We start from the raw sequence: 19,069 nt of genomic DNA on the forward strand, positions 1-19,069 counted from the left end.
AATACTGCGGCATGCCCGCAACGCCCGCCACCCGCAGACAAGTCCTACTGGCCATGCTCGTCCCGTTGGTGGGCTGTGCAGCACCTAAAGCGGCCACCGACCGTCCCCAGTCGAGTACGCCGACGACGTCACCCGCGGGGCCAGACTTGTCAGAGCGCTTTGCAGAACTTGAGCGACGGTACGAATCCCGACTCGGCGTGCATGTGCTCGCCGACGGCGACACCGCACCGATCTCCTATCGCGCCGACGAGCGGTTCGCGTTCTGCTCCACGTTCAAGGCGCCGCTCGCGGCCGCGGTGCTGCAGCGAAATCCGTTGGCCTACCTGGACAAGGTGATCACCTACACCCGCGACGACATCCGATCAACCTCGCCGATCACCGAGCAACACGTAGACGGCGGAATGACCATCAGGCAGCTGTGCGACGCGGCGGTCCGCTACAGCGACGGCACCGCGGCCAACCTACTGCTCGCCGAAATCGGCGGGCCCGCCGGCTTTACCCAATTCCTGCGCAGCCTGGGGGACAACGTCAGCCGCCTGGATCAGCTTGAGCCCGAACTCAATCGAGATGCCCCCAACGACGAGCGGGACACCACCACACCGCGCGCGATCGCCGGGGTATTCCAGCAGTTGGTGCTCGGTGAAGCGTTGCCCGCCGACAAGCGCGGGTTGCTCACCGACTGGATGGTTCGGAACACGACGGGGGACAAGCGGATCCGCGCCGGGTTTCCACCGGACTGGAAGATCGCGGACAAGACGGGGTCGGGTGACTACGGACGTACCAACGACGTCGCCGTGGCGTGGTCACCGAGCGGCGCGTCGTACGTCGTGGCGATCTACTCCGACTGCGTCACCGGCGGATACAACGCCCCGTACAACGACGCCATCGTCGCCGCGGCGGCGAAAATCGTCGCATCCGCCCTGCCTGGTCAGCGCAGGTAGCGGCGCGGCGTGAATACCCGGTCGCCGTAATCCGTTGCATGCCATTGGGTTTGAGACGACCCGATGATCAGCAGGCAGCGCATGTCGATGTCGGCGGGGTCCAGATCGGCCAACCGCACCACGCGGACCTCTTCATCTGGACCCGACACGTTGCGGCCGATCACCACCGGCGTCCCCGGTTCGCGGTGCTCGAGCAACAGATCCCGCATCGCCCCTACTTGCCAGGTCCGCGACTTGGAGGCCGGGTTGTAGATCGCTAGCACCAGATCGGCGGCGGCCGCGGCGGAGATGCGCTGGGCGATGACGTCCCACGGCTTCAACCGGTCGGACAACGAGATCACCGCGTAGTCGTGCCCCAGTGGCGCGCCGACCCGGCTGGCCACCGCCTGGGCGGCCGTCATCGCCGGGATCACCCGGACCTGCACGCCGGGCCACTGCTTGGCCTCTTCCAAGACGGCGGTGGCCATCGCGAACACCCCGGGATCGCCGGAGGACACCACGGCCACCGCGCGGCCCTGCTCGGCGAGTTCGCAGGCCAGTCGGGCGCGCGCGGGTTCGTCGGTGTTGTCACTGGGATGGCGTCGCTGCCCGTCCCGCACGGGTACTCGATCCAGGTAGTTGGCGTACCCGATCAAGTCTGTCGCGCAAGACAATTCGCGTTGGCTTTGCGGGGTCATCCATTCGGTGGCGCCCGGGCCCAGGCCGACCACTGCGACCGACCCGGTCACCGCCTTGCCGCGCCGGCCGCCCGGCAGCATGGCCAGCGAAAAGTACGGCACGCTGGTTTCGTCCACCTCGGCGGCGGGCAGTACCCGCTGTGTCGGGGTGCTGGCCCGCTCCACGTAGAACGTGTCGTCGAGCTGGCCGGATGCGGAAAGCGCTTCCCGCACATTGTGATACGAGCGACCGAGTTTGAGGATCACGGCGGCGTCGACATCGGCCAGTCGGCGGGTCAGTTCGGCCACCGGCAGCGTCCCCGGCAAGATCGACAGCACCTCGTCGCCGGCGACCAGCGGGGTTGCGACCGCCGCGGAGGCGGCGCTCACCGACGTCACGCCCGGCACGATGACGGCGTTGAACCGCTGCGTGAGGCGGGTGTGCAGATGCATGTAGGAGCTGTAGAACAGCGGGTCACCCTCGGCGAGCAGCGCCACGTTGCGCCCGGCGTCCAGATGGGCGGCGATGCGTTCGGTGGCCGCGACGTAGAAGTCTTCCAGCGCGCCGGCGTAACCGCCCGGATGATCCGTCGTCTCGGTGGTCACCGGATAGACCAGGTGCTCCTCGATCTGGCCGGGCCGCAGGTATGGCTCGGCGATGCCGCGGGCGATGCTGCGCCCGTGCCGCGCGCTGTGGTAGGCCACCACATCGGCTTCGCCGATAAGCCGGGCGGCCTTGACCGTCACCAGTTCCGGATCACCGGGTCCCAGCCCGACCCCATAGAGCGTGCCGCGAGCGGTCATTCGGCGTCGCTCGCGATCGCATTGACGGCGGCCGCGGCCATCGCGCTACCGCCGCGGCGCCCGCGCACCACCAGGTACGACATCCCGCGCGGGCGCTCGATCAGCTCCTGCTTGGACTGCGCCGACCCGACGAACCCGACCGGTCCGCCCAGCACCGCAGCCGGCGCCGCCGCGCCCTCGTCGATCAGTTCGAGCAGCCGGAACAGCGCGGTTGGCGCGTTGCCGATCGCCAGCACGGCACCGCCAAGTCGCTCGGCCCAGAGCTCCACGCCGGCGGCCGAGCGAGTGGTCTGCCGCCGGGCGGCCAAGTCGGCGGCGCGCGGGTCCGCGACCAGCGACACCACTTCGTTGCGGGCGGGCAGCCGTTTCGCGGTGATCCCGGCGGCGACCATCGATGAATCGCACAGCACCGGTGCGCCGTCGTCCAGTGCGGCCCGCGCCCGAGTAACGACGTCGTCGGTAAAGGCCACATGCTCGGTGACATCGACCTGCCCGCAGGTGTGGATCAAGCGGACGACCACGCGCGCGACGTCGTCGGGAAAGCGCGTCAGGTCCGCTTCGGCGCGGATGGTTGCGAACGACTGCCGGTAGATCTCCGCCGCGTCGCGGATGTAGTCGAGCACCCGCTCACCCTAAAGGTGGGCGTGTTCGGAGCGGCCGATACCCATCCGCAGTCGCGACCAGCACCTCACCAACCAGCGGACTACCGCACGCGCGCTCGCAGCCAACGAAGTGCCGGTGCACGTCGGAATCCGCGTCCAGCGCCGCCGCCGCGTCCGCGCGCACATCGGCGGCCGAATGCGCGCAGCCGGGCGAGCCGGTGCACGCGCTGACGCCCAGCCAGGGCGAGTTCTCGTCGAACACCAGGCCCAACGGCGCCAGCACCCGCAGCGCCGTGTCGGCTACCCCTTCGTCAAGGTCGCAGACCAGCACCGAACGCCACGGCGTGATCACCAGGGGCGCCTCGATCACCGCCAAGAACTCCGCGACGCGGGCGGGCAGCACCCCCAACGGCACCGCCGCGCCCAACGTCACGCGGCCATCGTCCTGCGTCAGCCACCCCACCGGCGCTTTGGTGACGGGCGGAAAGGCCGCGCCCAGTTCAACATCGGGCAGCAGTTCACCGAGTGAATCCAATTCTTGTATCCGCCAAGCCTTTCCGTGAATCGCGACAAACTTCAGCGCGATGCGGATCAGCGTTCCGACGACGTCGTCGACGCGCACACCCGCGTCGCGACCCGCCACCACCAGACCGGGACCGTCGTCGAACACGTGCACACCGACATCGGCGGCCAGGCCAGACACGTCGGCGCGGCCATCATCGAGGCTGAACCAGAACCGGCCGCCCAGCTCCGCCAGCTCCGGTGACGCCTGGATGGCCGCGTCCAACTCCTCGACCCAAGCCCGCACGTCCGCCTTGCCCCCGACGCGGCCGGACAGTGGCGAGGCGACGATGTTGCGGACGCGCTCATGCGTGGCGGACGGCAACAGCCCGGCGCCCGCGATCGCTTCCGCGACCGCGGCAGTGTCGGTGATGCCGCGCACTTGCACGTTGCCTCGCGCGGTGAGCTCCAACGTCCCCGAACCGAATTCGGTGGACACCGCCGCCAGTGCCGACAGCTGAGCGGGGGTGAGCATCCCGCCGGGCAACCGGATCCGTGCCAACGCGCCGTCGGCGGCCTGGTGCACCTGTAGCGCACCGGGGCAAGCGTCGACGTCACGGGCTCTGGCCACCCATCCACGGTACGGCTCACCGCGAGCCGGCCACCGACCGAGATGCCGACCGAAATGAGGTAGTCGCCTACGCTACTTTGCCGCCTCACCCCGGCCGGACACTTTTGCTGTCCGTATCAGCCGAGGTCAGGGGTGCGCTATGACGAGGTGCGGTAATCACGCGGTGGTGTTGGGTGCCAGCATGGGCGGTCTGATGGCCGCTCGCGTGCTGGCCGATTTCTATGACCGGGTCACTGTGGTTGAACGAGACAACCTCCCGGTCGATCCGGTGAACCGGCGAGGGGTGCCCCAGGGCAGGCTCATCCACACCTGCCTGGCCCGGCTGATGCGGGAGCTCGACGACATGTTCCCCGGATTGCGTGCTGATCTGCTGGCCGCCGGCGCCACCAGCTTGGCTGACGGGGATTTCTCGAAGTTGTTCTTGTCGATTGGCGGACACCAGCTGGTGCGCAGCGGCAGTACGTCCGATGCGCCGGACATGGTGTCTCCGAGCCGGCCCGTCCTGGAATGGAGTGTGCGCCGGCGGGTGCAAGCAATCGACAACGTGACGTTCCTCGAGGCCCACGACGTCGTCGGCCTGACGGCGACCGCCGGTCGTGACCGTGTCACCGGGGCGCAGGTGGTGGACCGATCCGACGGTGAGGAAACGACCCTCCCGGCCGACCTGGTCATCGATGCCACCGGGCGAGGGTCCCGGACACCGGTCTTCCTCGAGCAACTCGGCTACGACCGTCCCCGCGAGGACGAGGTGACGGTGCAGCTCGCCTACGCATGCCAACTGGTCCGGGTGGCGCCGGGTGCGATCAAAGAACACATGGTCGCGGTATTTCCCGAGCCGGGCCGGCCCAGGATGTTCGGGCTGATCGAATATGAGAACAACACGTACATGATCGGCGCCGGCACCATGGCCGGGATCGAGCCGCCTCGCAATCGCCCCGAATTACTCAGCTACGCAGCGGAATTGGCGCCCGCACACGTGAACAGCGCGCTGAGAACGGTCGAACCGATCGGCGAGTTTGTGCATCACCGCGTTCCGTCGAGCCGTTGGCGGCGCTACGACAAGATGCGCCTATTGCCCGACGGCCTGCTCGTTGTCGGCGACGCGCTCTGCAGCTTCAATCCGATCTACGGGCAAGGCATGACGGTGGCGGCGATCGAAGCGGCAATCCTGCGCGACTGCCTGCGTCGCGGGGTCCGCGGCCTGACCCGACGTTTCAACCGCCGCGCGGCCAAGGGCGTCCGAGTGGCGTGGCAGACCGCTGTCGGTTCCGACTTGTCACTCCCGGAAGTACCGGGGCCGCGGCCACTGTCGATGCGCGCCAGCAACCTGCTGCTGGACCGCGTGTTGACCGCGACGGAGTCGGATCCCGTTGTCGCCGGCCAATTCTTGAGGGTCACCGCGATGATCGACCCGCCGAGTCGCCTGCTGCGCCCCTCGATGTTGCTTCGCATCATGCGCGCTCAGCACCGTGCGCAGACGACCATCCCGCCCGCAACCGAGGGGAGCGGCGAGACTTTGGTAGCGCCGACCAGCCTGGGGGCAATCAATTGACCTAAGCCTGCAGGCTGCGATCATCGCAGCCGACATACACTGTGCCGCAATCAGGTTGGGTGACTGGACGTAACAGCTGGCACATCGGCAAAGGTGATCCGCCCGAGCTGTTTCCATGCACACCACGAGACACCGTCAGGACGTCCCCGTCCGGTCGGCGTAGCCCTTGCGCTTGTCGCTCTGCACGTCGCTGGTGAACACGCGGCCGGTGCCCAGCGCGCGTCCCATCGCCTCGGCCACCCGAAGCGGCATCAGGCGTTGCGATGCCACCGTGATGCCTATGGCACGCGGGACGAACACCCGGGCTTCCGGCCGTGCGATCGCGCCGACGACAGCGTTGGCGACGTCTTCGGGGTCGGCGTTCTTGAAGCCCTTGGCGTGTCCGATCCCGGCGGTCATCTCGGTATTGACCAACGTCGGCAGGATCGCCGTGAAGTGGACGCCGCTGCCGCGGTTCTCCAGCCGGACGGCGTCGGTGTAGCCGAGCACGGCATGCTTTGTGGCGCAATAGGTTGCGATGCCCTCGGTGGGCAGCACGCCGCCCAGTGACGCGATGTTGATGATGTTGCCGCGACGGCGTGGCAGCATCCGTTGCGCGGCCAGTTTGGTGCCCAGGATGACGCCGAAAATGTTCACGTCGAGCAGGCGCTCGGTGACGTTGTCGGCTTCCTCGACCGCGCTGCCCACCGCGATCACCCCGGCGTTGTTCACCAGTACGTCGAGGGGACCCAGGCTGGTTTCGACGGCGTCGAGGAAGCTGGTGAAGGACTGGCGATCCGTCACATCCAAGCGGCTGGACAACTCAAATCCCTGTTGGTCGCTGGACTCTTTCGCGGCGGCTTCGTCGATGTCTCCGATGGCGACGCGCGCGCCCAAACGATGCGCGGCCACGGCGATGGCCAGACCGATTCCGCGGGCTCCACCGGTGACGGCGACGACTTTGTTGGTGAGGGACCCAGGCTTCATGCCCTCACCGTACGACCTCGCGAACGCGGCCGGGGATTGGATTCCGGTTACCTGGGCACCCTCTTGGCCATGAATCCCACGGAGTCCACCGAGACGGCGGAGTACGCCCCAGGACGCCTCGCCGACATCTACGGCCACTGGTCGCAGCCGGCGGTGTTGCTGTGGCACGGAATGCAGGCCGATGCCCGCGCCGCCGTCGGCCCCCTCGCCGGCCTGCTCGCCCAGCACGGCGCCGTTGTAGTGGCACCGGATTGGAACTCCCACGCCGACGACGGTGGGCGCGGCGACCTGCTCGGCTCGGTCGACTTCGTGCGCAAGCGCGCCAACGGGGCGATCGTGCTCGTCGGTTGGTCGCTGGGCGGAGCCGCCGCGGCCGGCCTGACGATCGACGCCGCAAGCCATGACGTCGCGATCGCGCACACCGTGTGCCTGGCCGGCGCGTTCATGGCGCCCGACCCGATCTCGGGTCGTAGCCCGGCCGACATGCTGCCGTCCGCCCCGATCGGTTCCCCATTCACGCTCCTGCACGGCCTCAGCGACGAGGCCGTGCCGTCGACGGCCAGCAGAGATTTCGCCGCGAGCCTCGCACAGGCCGGTTGGCAGGTAAAACTCGTCGAGTTGGCCGCCGACCACGGGTCGATCGCCGGCGCCGACTACGACCCAGTCGCGGATCGCTACGGGCCGGGCAAGGGCGAAGAAACGCGGCGCATGGCCGCCGAGGTGTCCGACCACGTCGCGGCGACCCTCGAACGCTGACCGCCCGGTGCCCATGCGCGCGACATGGGACAAGATGAGGTGTGTACCAGGTCACAGCAAGGGGTGAGAAGGGAAAACCATGGCTCGCAGTGTCAAGGAGTTGGTAGAGGCCGCCAACGCCGTCGTGCCGCGCATCACGCCCGCCGAGGCGCAGGAACGAATAGTCGCGGGCAATGTGTTGGTCGTCGACGTGCGGGACGCGCCCGAGGTGCAGCAAAGCGGCAAGGTCGCCGGCGCCGTACACGTCCCGCGCGGGATGCTCGAATTCCGGGCGGACCCGAGTGTGCCCTCGCACGACCCGCAGTTCGACAAGAACAAGACCGTCATCGTGTACTGCGCGTCGGGCGGTCGCTCCGCGCTGGCCGGCCAGGCGCTCAAGGAGCTCGGCTACAACGAGGTCTACAACCTCGGCGGCTTCAAGGACTGGGCGGACAGCGGCGGGGCGGTCGAACGGGCGTAGCCGCCGCTGCTGTACGAATGGGGGATGGCCGAACCGACCATCCTGCTGCTGTCGACGTCCGATACGGACCTGATCAGCGCCCGGTCCAGCGGGAAGAACTATCGGTGGGCCAACCCGTCACGGCTTTCGGATCTGGAACTGTCCGACCTGCTGGACGACGTGGCGATCGCGGTGGTGCGGATCCTCGGCGGCTACCGCGCCTGGCAAGACGGCATCGACACCGTCCTCGCCAGCGGTGTACCGGTGGTGTTGGTCAGCGGCGAACAGGCGCCCGACGCTGAACTGACCCGACTGTCCACGGTGAAGGCCGGCACCGCGGTGCAGGCCCACATCTACCTCGCGCACGGCGGCGTGGACAACCTCCGCCAGCTGCACGCCTTCCTGGCCGACACCGTGCTCATGACCGGATTCGGGTTCAACCCCCCGGTGACCACTCCGACTTGGGGCGAACTGGAACGGCCACATGCCGCGGTAAACGGGGGCGCCACGATCGCGGTGCTCTACTACCGCGCGCAGCACCTGGCCGGCAACACGGCGTACGTCGAAGCGCTGTGCCGTGCGATCGAGGAAGCAGGCGCCCGCGCCCTGCCGATCTTCTGCGCGTCGCTGCGCACCGCCGAACCGGAGCTCCTGGAAAAACTGGGCGAGGCCGATGCCATGGTGGTCACCGTACTGGCCGCCGGGGGAGTGCAGCCCGCGACCGCGTCGGCCGGCGGCGATGACGACAGCTGGAACGTCGAACACCTTGCCGCACTGGATATTCCGATCCTGCAAGGACTGTGCCTGACCAGTTCTCGCGGTCAGTGGCAGGACAACGATGACGGGTTGAGCCCGCTCGACGTCGCCAGCCAGGTGGCGGTGCCGGAGTTCGACGGCCGGATCATCACGGTTCCGTTCTCGTTCAAGGAGATTGACGACGACGGCCTGATCTCTTATGTCGCTGATCCGGAACGCTGCGCGCGGGTCGCCGGCCTGGCCGTGCGGTACGCGCAGCTGCGACACGTGGCGCCCGCCGACAAGCGGGTGGCGCTGGTGTTCTCCGCTTACCCCACCAAGCACGCCCGCATCGGCAACGCGGTCGGACTGGACACCCCGGCCAGCGCCGTCGCGTTGCTGCGGGCCATGCGCGAGCACGGCTACCAGGTGGGCGACATTCCCGGTCTCGACGCCGGCGACGGAGACGCCCTGATCCACGCCCTGATCGAACGCGGCGGCCAAGACCCCGACTGGCTCACCGAAGTCCAACTGGCCGGCAATCCGATCAGGGTGCCGGCCAAGGACTATCGGGCCTGGTTCGCGACCTTACCCGGCGAACTGGCCGATGCCGTGACAAAGCACTGGGGCCCACCCCCGGGTGAGCTGTTCGTCGACCGCAGCCACGATCCCGACGGCGAAATCGTCATCGCCGCAATACAAGCGGGCAACCTGGTGCTGATGGTCCAACCGCCGCGCGGCTTCGGCGAGAACCCCGTCGCGATCTACCACGACCCGGATCTGCCGCCCAGCCACCACTACCTGGCCGCCTACCGCTGGCTCGATGGCGGCTTCCCGTCCAGCTTCGGTGCGCACGCCGTGGTGCATCTCGGCAAGCACGGCAACCTCGAGTGGCTGCCGGGAAAGACGCTGGGCATGTCGGCGGCCTGCGGATCCGACGCGGCGTTGGGCAATCTGCCGCTGATCTATCCGTTCCTGGTCAACGATCCGGGCGAGGGGACCCAGGCCAAGCGCCGGGCGCACGCGGTACTCGTGGACCACCTGATCCCGCCCATGGCCCGCGCCGAAACCTACGGCGACATAGCCCGTTTGGAGCAGCTGCTCGACGAGCACGCCAACGTCGCGGCGTTGGACCCGGCCAAGCTGCCCGCCATCCGCCAGCAGATCTGGACGCTGATCCGCGCCGCCAAGATGGACCACGACCTGGGACTGACCGAGCGTCCCGAAGAAGACACGTTCGACGACATGATCCTGCACATCGACGGCTGGCTGTGCGAGATCAAGGACGTTCAGATCCGCGACGGCCTGCACATCCTCGGGCAAAAGCCAACGGGGGAGACCGAACTCGACCTGGTGCTGGCCGTACTGCGCGCCCGACAGCTGTTCGGCGGCGAGCACACGCTTCCCGGGCTGCGCCAGGCGCTCGGCTTGGCCGAAGACGGCACCGACGAACGCGCATCGGTCGACCAGGTCGAGTCCGCGGCCCGTGGACTGGTGGCCGAATTGCAGGCCGGCGGCTGGGACCCGGCTGCCGTGGACCGCATCACCGACAACCCCGACGTGGCGGCGGTATTGCGATTCGCCGCAACTGAGGTCGTGCCGCGGCTGGCCGGCACCGACGCCGAAATCGACCAAGTGCTGCGGGCTTTGGACGGACATTTCATTGCGGCCGGGCCATCCGGATCGCCGCTGCGTGGGCTGATCAATGTGCTGCCCACGGGTCGCAACTTCTACGCCGTCGACCCCAAGGCCGTCCCTTCTCGGCTGGCGTGGGAAGCCGGTGTGGCGCTGGCGGATTCGTTGCTGGCGCGCTATCGCGCCGACCACGGGGCATGGCCGCAATCGGTGGGGCTGTCGGTGTGGGGTACGTCAGCGATGCGTACCGCCGGTGACGACATTGCCGAGGTGCTCGCGCTGCTGGGTGTTCGCCCGGTCTGGGATGACGCGTCGCGGCGCGTCACCGGTCTGACCCCGATACCGCTGGCCGAGCTGGGCCGGCCGCGCATCGATGTGACGGTACGCATCTCGGGGTTCTTCCGGGACGCCTTCCCGCACGTGGTCACCATGCTCGACGACGCCGTGCGGCTGGTCGCCGACCTCGACGAGCCCGCCGACGACAACTACGTCCGCGCCCACGCCCAAGCCGACCTGAGTCAGCACGGTGACCAACGTCGGGCCACGACAAGGATTTTCGGTTCCAAGCCGGGAACCTACGGCGCCGGTCTACTGCAATTGATCGACAGCCGCAACTGGCGCGACGACGCCGACCTCGCGCAGGTCTACACCGCGTGGGGCGGATTCGCCTACGGGCGTGGCCTCGACGGTCGCGAGGCCGTCGACGACATGAACCGCCAGTATCGGCGAATCGCGGTGGCCGCCAAGAACACCGACACCCGCGAACACGACATCGCCGACTCCGACGATTACTTCCAGTACCACGGCGGCATGGTCGCCACGGTCCGCGCTCTCACCGGACAAGCACCGGCCGCCTACATCGGCGACAACACCCGTCCGGATGCGATCCGCACCCGCACGCTGTCTGAGGAGACCACGCGGGTCTTCCGTGCTCGGGTGGTCAACCCCCGCTGGATGGCCGCGATGCGCCGCCATGGCTACAAGGGCGCCTTCGAGATGGCCGCCACCGTCGATTACCTGTTCGGTTACGACGCCACCGCCGGTGTGATGGCCGACTGGATGTACGAACAACTCACCGAGCGTTACGTGTTGGACCCGGAGAACCGCAAGTTCATGTCGGAGTCCAATCCGTGGGCTCTGCACGGTATGGCCGAGCGGTTGCTCGAGGCGGCCGGCCGCGGCATGTGGGCAGAGCCGCAACCCGAAACCCTCGACGGCCTGCGCCAGGCCCTCCTCGAAACCGAAGGCGACCTGGAGGGCTAGCACCTTCCCCCGCGAGCAGACATCAACTTGTATGAAAAGGACTCGCACAGCACAACTTTGCGTCTGCTCGCGGGTGAGAGCGCGGCCGTATAGCCGCTGAAACCCCTGGCCGGGTAGGTTGTCATCCGTGACACCCTCTTTCGCCGACCTAGCCAAGGCAAAGTACATCCTGCTGACCACCTTCACCAAGGACGGTCGGCCCAAGCCGGTCCCGGTCTGGGCCGCCGCCGACGGGGATCGGCTGCTGGTCATCACCCAGGAAAAGTCGTGGAAGGTCAAGCGAATTCGCAACACTCCCCGCGTGACGCTTGCCATCTGTGACGTCCGTGGCAACCCGAAGAGCGAAGCCGTCGAGGGCACCGCGACCGTCCTGGACAAGTCGCAGAACGCCGCGGTCTATGACGCAATCGGCAAGCGGTACGGCATCGTGGGCAAGGTGTTCAACCTGTTCAGCAAGTGGCGCGGCGGCATGGAGAACAACATCGGACTTGAGCTCAGGGTGAATTAAAGCCGACCCGGTGGGCACCGTCCTGATTCCCATTCCGGACCGTGACTTCGACCCGACCGAGGTCGCGGTCAGTTGGCGAACCCTGACCCAGCAGGGGCACCGAGTCGTCTTCGCCACCGAAAGCGGCAACCCAGGCGTCGCCGACGACATCATGCTGACCGGTCGGGGCTTGGACCCGTGGTCTCGAGTGCCGGGCCTGGGCGCCGTCACGCTCGTCGGGCGGATCCTCCGCGCCGACAAGAACGGCCGTCGCGCGTATGCGGAAATGCGGTGCTCGCCGGAGTTCCTCAGCCCGATCACCTGGTCGGAAGCCAGCCTCGACGGAATCGATGCACTACTCCTGCCGGGTGGCCACCGCGCCCGCGGCATGCGTAGCTACATCGACAGCGAGACACTGCATCAGCTCGTCGTGCACGCCTTCAAACAGAAGGTGATCGTGGCCGCGATTTGTCACGGGGTGCTGCTGGCCGCTCGCAGCGTTGATCCCCACACCGGCAGCTCGGCGCTCTACGGCCACCGGACGACGGCGTTGACGTGGTCGCTGGAACGAAGCGCCTGGCGGCTCACCCGCATCACCCGATACTGGGATCCCGACTACTACCGCACCTACACCGAACAGCCGGGCCAGAGCGAAGGATTCATGTCGGTCCAGGCGGAGGTCACTCGCAGCCTGCGCGATCCGCGGGATTTCTGTGACGTCCCCCGAATCACGCCACGCCGGTGGATCAAGACCTCCGGGCTGTTCCGCGACAGCCCGACCAACTCTCGCCCGGCCTTCGTCGTCGAAGACGGCACCTACCTATCGGCGCGGTGGCCCGGCGACACCCACACCTTCGCCGCCGCCCTGGCGCAAAAGCTGCAAGCCGCGGCAACCTGACAATCTCACGCATGCGAAGACGCGCTGTCAGGCGTCCTCGGTGGCCGGCCCTTCCGGAACGCCCGGTAACGCATCGATCGGTCCCGCGGGAGTTTCAATCTCGATCGTCGTCATTGCGTCATCTAACTGCGGCCGACATGTTGCCGGCGGGGGAACTCGCGCAGAACCTGCGGACGTTGGACGGGGCATGGTCAGACGGCTGCTTCTCATCTACGCCGTCGTCGAGTTCGCGGTGTTTGTCGGACTGGCGGCGGCCATCGGGTTGGGCTGGACCTTGCTGGTGCTGGCGGCGACTTCGGGGCTCGGACTGGTCCTGTGGGCGCCGTTGGGCGGATATCAGCTCAGCCGAAAGTTGCTGGAATTGCGGTCAGGCGAGACGAAGCCCGGCAAGGCGCTCAGCGACAGCGCGCTGGTCGCCGTCGCGACGGGCCTGGTCCTCGTCCCTGGGCTGGCCAGTACCGTGCTGGGGCTCTTGTTGCTGGTGCCTCCCATCCGCGCCGTGGCCCGCCCGGCACTGACCGCGATCGCCATGCGTGGTTTTCTGCGGCACGCCCCGCTCACCGCGGAGGAGGCATATGCCGCCCGTGCAGGTCTGGCAGACGCCCGCTACGTGCGCAGGACGCCCGACAACCAGGACTTCATCGACGGCGAGGTGATCAGCGTCGAAGACGTCTACCACGTCGAGCCGCCGCCGCTGCCGTATACGCGGCCACAGACCGCGCCCGGGTCGACGCAATTCGACCGCTGGCCCACGTAGTTTTGGCGTGTGACGCCGATCCCCACCAAGCTGCTGCTGAACGGCCGGGTGCACAGCCCCACCCATCCCGACGCCACCGCGATGGCGGTGCGCGGCGACGTCATCGCCTGGCTGGGCAGTGACGACGTCGGCCGTAGCCAGTTCCCGGATGCCGAGATACAGGATCTCGACGGCGGCTTCGTCGCGCCCGGCTTCGTGGACAGCCACATCCATCTCAGCGCGACGGGTCTCAGCCTCAGCGGACTGGACCTGCGATCGGCGACCTCCCGCGAGCACTGCCTGAAAATGCTTGCCGACCACGCGACCGCCCACCCGGGCGAGCCGGTGTGGGGCCACGGCTGGGACGAGTCGGCGTGGCCGGACAACACCGCGCCCAGCACCTCGGAGCTGGACGCCGTACTCGGTGATCGCCCCGCCTATCTGGCCCGCATCGACGTGCACTCCGCGCTGGCCTCGACGGGACTGCGCCGCCTCATCCCCGACCTTCCGCGGACCTCCGGCTACAGCGCGGAGCAGCCGCTGACCGGCGACGCACATCACCTGGCCAGGGCCGCCGCCCGTCGCCTACTGACCGACGGCCAACTCGCCCAAGCGCGCGCGGCCGCGTTGGCGGCGCTCGCTGCCGCCGGCGTCGTCGCGGTACACGAATGCGCCGGCCCCGAGATCGGCGGACTCGACGACTGGCTGCGACTGCATCAGCTGCAACACGGCGTCGAAGTCATCGGCTATTGGGGTGAGGCGGTGACCACCGCCGCGCAGGCCCGCGCCCTGGTGGCCGAGACCAAATCACACGGACTGGCCGGCGACCTGTTCGTGGACGGTGCCATCGGCTCGCACACGGCCTGGCTGCACGAGCCCTACGCCGACGAACCCGGCTGCACCGGTACCTGCCACCTGCAGCCCGATGCCGTCGAGGCTCATCTGCGGGCCTGCACCGAGGCAGAAATGACCGCCGGATTCCACGTCATCGGCGACGCCGCGGTATCGGCGGTGGTGGCGGCGTTGGAAAACGTGGTCAACGACCTCGGGGTAGCGGCCGTCGCGCGCTGCGGGCACCGGTTGGAGCACCTGGAAATGGTCACCGCGGAACAGGCCGCAAAACTTGGCGCGTGGGGCGTCATCGCCAGCGTCCAACCCAATTTCGACGCGCTGTGGGGCGGCGACGACGGCATGTATGCGCGGCGCCTCGGCAAGGAAAGAGGTAGCCAGCTCAACCCGCTGGCGCTGTTAGCATCCCAAGGCGTGCCCCTCGCCCTCGGTTCCGACGCCCCCGTCACCGGCTTCGACCCGTGGGCCAGCGTGCGCGCGGCGGTCAATCACCGCACCCCGGGCAGCGGGGTGTCGGCACGCGCCGCGTTCGCTGCGGCCACCCGCGGTGGCTGGCGGGCCGGTGGTGTCCGCGACGGGACGACCGGCACGTTGGTCCCCGGAGCGCTCGCGTCGTACGCGGTGTGGGACGCCGGACCGCTCGACGTGGCCGCACCCCGCGACGCAGTCCAGCGCTGGTCGACGGATCCGCGGTCCCGGGTGCCGGCCCTGCCTTCCCTGGCGCCGGACGATGCCCTGCCACGGTGTCGCCATACCGTGCACCGAGGTGCCGTCATCTATGGCTAGCGAAGAGGATGGGCGCACGGACGAGGCACCCGAAGACAAGGCCGACGACACCGCCGACGACACGACAGCCGAACCCGCCGAGCCCGCCGAACCAGAGCGGGACGGAGCCGCACGTCGGCGCCTGGCGGCCGTCGCCACCGGGCTGAAGGCGAGATTGCCGCGCGCCTGGGCCGCGCTACGCCCCCGGCTGCCCCGGCTGCTGGTCTCGGCCGCCGCCGGAGCACTGATGTACGCCAGCTTCCCGCCGATCAACTGGTGGTGGGCCGCCTTCATCTCCATCGCCCTGCTGAGCTGGGTACTGACCCACCGGGCCACCACGCTCGCGGGTGGGCTGGGCTACGGCTTCCTGTTCGGTCTGACGTTCTACGTGCCGCTGCTGCCGTGGACCGGCAATTTCGTCGGCCCAGGGCCGTGGTTGGCGTTGGCCACCACCTGCGCGCTGTTCCCCGCCCTCTTTGGACTGCTCGCCGTCGTGGTTCGGGGCCTACCCGGCTGGCCGATCTGGTTTGCGCTGCTGTGGGCCGCTCTCGAGTGGGTGAAGTCGTCCTTCCCGTTCGACGGGTTCCCCTGGGGATTGGTGGCGTTCGGGCAAGCCGAGGGTCCGCTGCTGCCGCTGGTCCAGCTCGGCGGCGTTGCGCTGCTGTCGACCGGTGTCGTGTTGGTGGGCGCCAGCCTGACGGCCATCGCTCTGGAAATAGAGACGTGGTGGCGCGCGGGGTCGCGGGCCGGCGCCGCGCAAGATGAAGCCAAACCGCCCGCGGTGCTACTTCCCGGTGTCTGCATTTGCCTGGTGCTGCTCGCCGCGATCGTGGTCTGGCCCCAGGTCCGCCACGCTGGGGCAGGATCCGGCGGCGAACCCACCGTCACCGTCGCCGTCATCCAGGGCAACGTGCCGCGGCTGGGTCTGGACTTCAATGCCCAGCGGCGCGCCGTACTGGACAACCATGTCCGGGAGACCCTGCGCCTGGCCGAGGAAGTCCGCGCAGGCAACGCCCCCCAACCCCAGTTCGTGGTCTGGCCCGAGGACTCGTCGGATATCGATCCGCTGGTCAATCCCGACGCCGCGGAGCTGATCGCCGAGGCGGCGAGCGCCGTCGACGCGCCGATCCTGATCGGCACCGTCCTCGACGTGCCCGGTCGCCCGCAGGACGCCCCGGAATACACCAATACGGTCCTGGTCTGGAATCCGGGCACGGGCCCGGCGGACCGCCACGACAAGGCCATCGTCCAGCCGTTCGGCGAGTACCTACCGATGCCGTGGCTGTTCCGGCACCTCTCCGGATACGCCGACCGGGCCGGCCACTTCGTGCCGCGCGAGGGTTCCGGCGTGGTGCGGATCGCCGGGGTTCCGGTCGGCGTCGCCACCTGCTGGGAAGTGATATTCGACCGCGCACCGCGGAATTCGGTGCTCAACGGCGCCCAGCTGCTGGCCGTGCCCAGCAACAACGCCACCTTCAACCAGGACATGAGCGAGCAGCAACTGGCCTTCGCCAAGGTGCGGGCCGTCGAGCACGACCGATATGTCGTGGTCGCGGGCACCACCGGCATCAGCGCGGTGATCGCGCCCGACGGGGGCGAGCTGGTCCGCACCAAGTTCTTCGAGCCCGATTACCTGGACGTGCAGGTGCGGCTCAAGACCAACCTCACACCCGCGACGCGCTGGGCCCCGATCCTGCAATTGGTGCTGGTCGCGGCGGCCGTTGCGGTGATTTTCGTCGCGATACGGCACAATGGGTGGTTCCCGCGTCCGCCTCGCCGGCGGTCCGGTCCCACGGGCGAGCCTGCCGACGCCGACGGGCTCCCGGACGAACCAGACGAATCGGTTGCGGCGCCTCCGAGCGAACCGGAGAGCGAAGCAGAGACTGCGAACGACACTCCGTCCGCCGAGGGCGGCAACACTGATTTCGGGCCAGATAAAGGAGCTACATGACCACCGGCCAGCCTGCGCCCCAGGTCGGGGGCAATCGTCCCAGCCAGCGCGTCCTGGTGATCATCCCCACCTACAACGAACTGGAAAACCTGCCGCTGATCCATCGACGGGTCAGGGAGGCCTGCCCCGACGTGCACGTGCTCGTTGTCGACGACAACAGCCCCGACGGCACCGGCAAACTCGCCGACGAGCTGTCGGAGGCCGACGCCGGACGCACCCACGTACTGCACCGCACCGCCAAGAATGGTTTGGGCGCGGCGTACCTCGAAGGTTTTGCCTGGGGACTGAGCCGGGACTACTCAGTACTCGTCGAGATGGACGCCGACGGCAGTCACGCGCCGGAGCAGCTCTACCGCCTGCTGGATGCCGTCGACGGCGGAGCCGACCTGGCGATTGGCTCGCGCTACGTCTACGGCGGCACGGTGCGCAACTGGCCGTGGCGACGGCTGGCGTTGTCCAAGACCGCCAACACCTATTCCCGGCTGGCACTCGGGATCGGTGTCCACGACATCACCGCCGGCTACCGCGCCTACCGTCGTGAGGTGCTGGAAAGCATCGATCTGTCCAGCGTGGACTCCAAGGGCTACTGCTTCCAGATCGAGATGACCTGGCGCGCGGTGAACGGCGGTTACGTCGTGGTCGAGGTGCCGATCACCTTCACCGAGCGGGAGATCGGCGTGTCGAAGATGAGCGGGTCCAACATCCGCGAGGCCCTGGTCAAGGTCACCCGGTGGGGCATCGAGGGCAGGCGCGAGCGGGCGCGGGCTGCCCGGGCGGGCAACCGCGCGTAATTCCGACTCTTCGACTCAGGGAGCCAGGGGCGATCAGCCCCGGCGGCGCGACCTGATCAATTCGAGCCGCTCCTTGAGCAGCTCTTCCAGCTCCTCGATCGAGCGCCGCTCCAGCAGCATGTCCCAGTGGGTGCGGGGCGGCTTGACCTTCTTCGGCTCGGGCAGGTCGCCCTCGATCAGGGTGCCTTCCATGCCGTTGCGGCACAGCCAGGTGCCGGGGATTTCGGCGTCATCGGCGAAGGGGACCTCGAACTCCTCGCCGTTCTCGGTGCGGTACCGAGCGATCTGGCGGGGGGCCAGGTCGTGATTACGATCCGTCTCATAGCTCACGGCTCCGAGCCGGCTGCCTCTAAGAACACGATCAGCCATTGGCGCTGCTCCTTTTGGTGCGGTGAGCTTGCAATGCTCCCGTATTGCGATTCTTCCAACCGCTTAAGCAAACGTTAAGGCGGTCTGCGTAGTTCCCGGCCGCGTCTTGCGCGACGCGACAGTCAATAATACCGGGAAGATGCCGGAGTCGAGCCCCGCTCGGGACTAAAGTCTGCACCGTGAGTGCCGCCCGACGTCAGCGAGCCCGGCCCCAGCCCTGCCGGTGGTGCGGACGGGACGTGGCCGATGCAGGCATGGGCCGTCGCCGTCAGTACTGCCGCCAGTCCTGTCGACAGCGGGCCTATGAACAGCGAGCAATGATCACCCGTGGTCAGGCCGGGGTCTCCTTGGCTCTGCCCGCCGATGCGGTGGTGCTGACGGCCGACGAGGCTGCGGACCTCTCCGACCGCGTCTACCAGGTGCGATGTGCGGCTGAAGACGTCGCCACGGCACTCGACGAAGGCGCCGCGGCCGCCGAACTGCGCGAATTGTGCGAGGAGTTGATCCGGGCGGCCAGGGCCGCCGACGGGTGGCGACGGGTGGGTGTGTAGCCCGCCAAGCCCGCTGCAACGGTAAAGTCGCGCCATGGATGGCAGGCCACGCGGGGGCGCACGGACGGCCTGCCGTTTTTCGTACAGCTGGGAGTATCGGACGTTTTGAAATCCTGCCGGAGTTGGCGATACTCACGAGCGAGTTTCTTGGGTCGGAGCGCGCGATGCAGGTCGACCTGACAACGACGTCG

Annotated in this window: 15 protein-coding genes and 1 pseudogene; 11 read left to right on the forward strand and 5 right to left on the reverse strand. The window is 68.2% G+C overall.

Annotation, left to right across the window (positions count from 1 at the left end; translation table 11 throughout):
- Positions 1-11 precede the first annotated feature (11 nt).
- The gene (gene bla, locus BST27_RS11465) at positions 12-941 is read left to right on the forward strand and encodes a class A beta-lactamase (RefSeq protein WP_069420330.1); all 930 of its coding nucleotides are present in this window, start codon (positions 12-14) and stop codon (positions 939-941) included.
- Here bla and BST27_RS11470 read toward each other — a convergent pair.
- Genes BST27_RS11470 through cobG form a run of 3 tightly spaced genes read right to left on the reverse strand, consistent with a single transcriptional unit; the run spans position 929 to position 4,135 of the window.
- Positions 929-2,401 carry a precorrin-2 C(20)-methyltransferase gene (locus tag BST27_RS11470; RefSeq protein WP_069420301.1) on the reverse strand — a complete coding sequence of 491 codons (1,473 nt, stop codon included), beginning with the start codon at positions 2,399-2,401 and terminating at the stop codon, positions 929-931. The two genes, bla and BST27_RS11470, sit on opposite strands and share 13 nt — an antisense overlap.
- Positions 2,398-3,024, reverse strand: coding sequence for a precorrin-8X methylmutase (locus tag BST27_RS11475; RefSeq protein ID WP_069420300.1), 627 nt, complete (start codon positions 3,022-3,024; stop codon positions 2,398-2,400). Before BST27_RS11475 ends, BST27_RS11470 begins: the two co-directional genes overlap by 4 nt.
- 4 nt (positions 3,025-3,028) lie before the next feature.
- Positions 3,029-4,135 (reverse strand): precorrin-3B synthase, encoded by a 1,107-nt coding sequence (cobG, locus tag BST27_RS11480; RefSeq protein WP_069420299.1) that lies wholly within the window; start codon positions 4,133-4,135, stop codon positions 3,029-3,031.
- Between the two features lie 139 nt (positions 4,136-4,274).
- Between cobG and BST27_RS11485 the strand changes: the two genes are divergently transcribed.
- On the forward strand, positions 4,275-5,687 hold the full coding sequence (locus BST27_RS11485; RefSeq protein WP_069420298.1) for an FAD-dependent oxidoreductase: 1,413 nt from the start codon (positions 4,275-4,277) through the stop codon (positions 5,685-5,687).
- 135 nt (positions 5,688-5,822) lie between these two features.
- On the opposite strand, the gene BST27_RS11490 is transcribed toward BST27_RS11485, so the two are convergent.
- The gene (locus tag BST27_RS11490; protein ID WP_069420297.1) at positions 5,823-6,653 is read right to left on the reverse strand and encodes an SDR family oxidoreductase; all 831 of its coding nucleotides are present in this window, start codon (positions 6,651-6,653) and stop codon (positions 5,823-5,825) included.
- A gap of 69 nt (positions 6,654-6,722) precedes the next feature.
- Between BST27_RS11490 and BST27_RS11495 the strand changes: the two genes are divergently transcribed.
- The 8 genes and pseudogenes from BST27_RS11495 to lnt all read left to right on the forward strand — a co-directional run bounded on the left by BST27_RS11495 (position 6,723) and on the right by lnt (position 17,958).
- Complete coding sequence (locus tag BST27_RS11495) at positions 6,723-7,409, forward strand: alpha/beta hydrolase (RefSeq protein ID WP_069420296.1); 687 nt, start codon at positions 6,723-6,725, stop codon at positions 7,407-7,409.
- Positions 7,410-7,488: 79 nt separating this feature from the next.
- Positions 7,489-7,869 carry a rhodanese-like domain-containing protein gene (locus BST27_RS11500; RefSeq protein WP_069420295.1) on the forward strand — a complete coding sequence of 127 codons (381 nt, stop codon included), beginning with the start codon at positions 7,489-7,491 and terminating at the stop codon, positions 7,867-7,869.
- 24 nt (positions 7,870-7,893) lie between these two features.
- Positions 7,894-11,481: a cobaltochelatase subunit CobN gene (gene cobN, locus BST27_RS11505; RefSeq protein WP_069420294.1), complete on the forward strand. Its 3,588-nt coding sequence runs from the start codon at positions 7,894-7,896 to the stop codon at positions 11,479-11,481.
- Between the two features lie 127 nt (positions 11,482-11,608).
- Complete coding sequence (locus tag BST27_RS11510; RefSeq protein ID WP_069420293.1) at positions 11,609-11,989, forward strand: PPOX class F420-dependent oxidoreductase; 381 nt, start codon at positions 11,609-11,611, stop codon at positions 11,987-11,989.
- 10 nt (positions 11,990-11,999) lie between these two features.
- Positions 12,000-12,866, forward strand: coding sequence for a type 1 glutamine amidotransferase domain-containing protein (locus tag BST27_RS11515; protein ID WP_069420292.1), 867 nt, complete (start codon positions 12,000-12,002; stop codon positions 12,864-12,866).
- A 187-nt stretch (positions 12,867-13,053) separates the two neighbouring features.
- Positions 13,054-13,623, forward strand: a complete 570-nt coding sequence (locus BST27_RS11520; RefSeq protein WP_069420291.1) for an FxsA family protein — start codon at positions 13,054-13,056, stop codon at positions 13,621-13,623.
- A 9-nt stretch (positions 13,624-13,632) separates the two neighbouring features.
- Positions 13,633-15,237 carry an amidohydrolase gene (locus BST27_RS11525; RefSeq protein WP_069420290.1) on the forward strand — a complete coding sequence of 535 codons (1,605 nt, stop codon included), beginning with the start codon at positions 13,633-13,635 and terminating at the stop codon, positions 15,235-15,237.
- Positions 15,230-17,958, forward strand: a pseudogene (gene lnt / locus BST27_RS11530) (apolipoprotein N-acyltransferase). Before BST27_RS11525 ends, lnt begins: the two are co-directional and overlap by 8 nt.
- 33 nt (positions 17,959-17,991) lie before the next feature.
- Here the strand turns inward: lnt and rbpA are convergent.
- Positions 17,992-18,327, reverse strand: a complete 336-nt coding sequence (rbpA, locus tag BST27_RS11540) for an RNA polymerase-binding protein RbpA (RefSeq protein WP_015293389.1) — start codon at positions 18,325-18,327, stop codon at positions 17,992-17,994.
- A 179-nt stretch (positions 18,328-18,506) separates the two neighbouring features.
- Here rbpA and BST27_RS33125 point away from each other — a divergent pair, with 179 nt between their 5' ends.
- Positions 18,507-18,878, forward strand: coding sequence for a hypothetical protein (locus BST27_RS33125; protein WP_079219634.1), 372 nt, complete (start codon positions 18,507-18,509; stop codon positions 18,876-18,878).
- The last annotated feature ends 191 nt before the right edge of the window (positions 18,879-19,069 follow it).

The organism is Mycobacterium intermedium (assembly GCF_002086275.1).
In the GTDB taxonomy this organism is placed as follows: domain Bacteria; phylum Actinomycetota; class Actinomycetes; order Mycobacteriales; family Mycobacteriaceae; genus Mycobacterium; species Mycobacterium intermedium.